General features: G+C 52.9%; 16 tRNA genes. All 16 read right to left on the bottom strand.

Going from position 1 to position 1,539, the window contains the following annotated elements:
- Nucleotides 1–17 precede the first annotated feature (17 nt).
- Nucleotides 18–108, bottom strand: a tRNA-Ser gene (locus FC748_RS21510).
- A 13-nt stretch (nt 109–121) separates the two neighbouring features.
- Nucleotides 122–198 (bottom strand) — tRNA-Asn (locus FC748_RS21505).
- Between the two features lie 4 nt (nt 199–202).
- Nucleotides 203–279, bottom strand: a tRNA-Ile gene (locus tag FC748_RS21500).
- Nucleotides 280–281: 2 nt separating this feature from the next.
- Nucleotides 282–355: transfer RNA gene (locus FC748_RS21495), tRNA-Gly, on the bottom strand.
- A 5-nt stretch (nt 356–360) separates the two neighbouring features.
- Nucleotides 361–436, bottom strand: a tRNA-Phe gene (locus FC748_RS21490).
- Nucleotides 437–464: 28 nt separating this feature from the next.
- Nucleotides 465–540 (bottom strand) — tRNA-Asp (locus FC748_RS21485).
- Between the two features lie 3 nt (nt 541–543).
- Nucleotides 544–618: transfer RNA gene (locus FC748_RS21480), tRNA-Met, on the bottom strand.
- Between the two features lie 54 nt (nt 619–672).
- Nucleotides 673–765 (bottom strand) — tRNA-Ser (locus FC748_RS21475).
- Between the two features lie 15 nt (nt 766–780).
- Nucleotides 781–857: transfer RNA gene (locus FC748_RS21470), tRNA-Ile, on the bottom strand.
- Nucleotides 858–864: 7 nt separating this feature from the next.
- Nucleotides 865–938: transfer RNA gene (locus FC748_RS21465), tRNA-Met, on the bottom strand.
- A 26-nt stretch (nt 939–964) separates the two neighbouring features.
- A tRNA-Ala gene (locus FC748_RS21460) sits at nt 965–1,040 on the bottom strand.
- Between the two features lie 22 nt (nt 1,041–1,062).
- A tRNA-Pro gene (locus FC748_RS21455) sits at nt 1,063–1,139 on the bottom strand.
- 9 nt (nt 1,140–1,148) lie between these two features.
- Nucleotides 1,149–1,225 (bottom strand) — tRNA-Arg (locus tag FC748_RS21450).
- A gap of 11 nt (nt 1,226–1,236) precedes the next feature.
- A tRNA-Leu gene (locus FC748_RS21445) sits at nt 1,237–1,325 on the bottom strand.
- Nucleotides 1,326–1,330: 5 nt separating this feature from the next.
- A tRNA-Gly gene (locus FC748_RS21440) sits at nt 1,331–1,405 on the bottom strand.
- Between the two features lie 48 nt (nt 1,406–1,453).
- Nucleotides 1,454–1,538 (bottom strand) — tRNA-Leu (locus FC748_RS21435).
- Between the last annotated feature and the right edge of the window lies 1 nt (nt 1,539).

Genomic DNA, 1,539 nt, shown 5'->3' with positions numbered 1-1,539 from the left:
CTTGACCAAGGGGCCAATGGCGGAGAAGGAGGGATTTGAACCCTCGCGCCGGTTACCCGACCTACACCCTTAGCAGGGGCGCCTCTTCAGCCTCTTGAGTACTTCCCCATAAATAAAAAAATGGCTCCGAAGGCAGGACTCGAACCTGCGACAACCTGATTAACAGTCAGGTGCTACTACCAACTGAGCTACTTCGGAATAATGGTGGGCCTAAATGGACTCGAACCATCGACCTCACGCTTATCAGGCGTGCGCTCTAACCAGCTGAGCTATAGGCCCATTGGAGCGGGTGATGAGAATCGAACTCACGACATCAGCTTGGAAGGCTGAGGTTTTACCATTAAACTACACCCGCGTATATGGTGGGTCAGGACGGAATCGAACCGCCGACACTTAGAGCTTCAATCTAATGCTCTACCAACTGAGCTACTGACCCATATACTTTTACTGAACCTATTTTAAAATGGCGGTCCCGACCGGGATCGAACCGGCGATCTCCTGCGTGACAGGCAGGCATGTTAACCGCTACACCACGGGACCATTTGGTTGCGGGGGCTGGATTTGAACCAACGACCTTCGGGTTATGAGCCCGACGAGCTACCACTGCTCCACCCCGCGATAATATGTTTATTCACTTCGAGTTTTTTGTACACCATTTACTAAAATTAAAACTGGAGGAGGTAGAGGGATTCGAACCCCCGCGCGGTGTTACCCGCCTGTCGGTTTTCAAGACCGATCCCTTCAGCCAGACTTGGGTATACCTCCGTACTATTATATAAATGGTGGACCTTGCAGGACTCGAACCTGCGACCGGACGGTTATGAGCCGTCTGCTCTAACCAACTGAGCTAAAGGTCCTTTAAGATGGCGGCAGAGGGGATCGAACCCCCGACCTTACGGGTATGAACCGTACGCTCTAGCCAGCTGAGCTACGCCGCCAGGATCTTTATACTGGTTATAAATTATGGTGGAGCCTAGCGGGATCGAACCGCTGACCTCCTGCGTGCAAGGCAGGCGCTCTCCCAGCTGAGCTAAGGCCCCATAAATTACAGATTTTTGGAAATGGTCGGGAAGACAGGATTCGAACCTGCGACCCCTTGGTCCCAAACCAAGTGCTCTACCAAGCTGAGCTACTTCCCGTTCATTTATTGGCGCGCCCGGCAGGAGTCGAACCCACAACCTTCTGATCCGTAGTCAGACGCTCTATCCAATTGAGCTACGGGCGCTTGATAAAAAATGGTGCCGAGGGCCGGAATCGAACCGGCACGGTAGTCACCTACCGCAGGATTTTAAGTCCTGTGCGTCTGCCAGTTCCGCCACCCCGGCACATTTGGAGCGGAAGACGAGGTTCGAACTCGCGACCCCCACCTTGGCAAGGTGGTGTTCTACCACTGAACTACTTCCGCATGTGCATAAGATTATTTATCCTGGCAATTATATAAATTCAAATAAAATGGTGCGGGTGAAGGGAGTCGAACCCCCACGCCTCGCGGCGCTAGATCCTAAGTCTAGTGCGTCTGCCAATTCCGCCACACCCGCA

It is taken from the genome of Lysinibacillus sphaericus, assembly GCF_005217585.1.
GTDB classification, from domain to species: Bacteria; Bacillota; Bacilli; order Bacillales_A; family Planococcaceae; genus Lysinibacillus; species Lysinibacillus sphaericus.
This window is presented reverse-complemented; position numbering and strand designations above follow the sequence as displayed.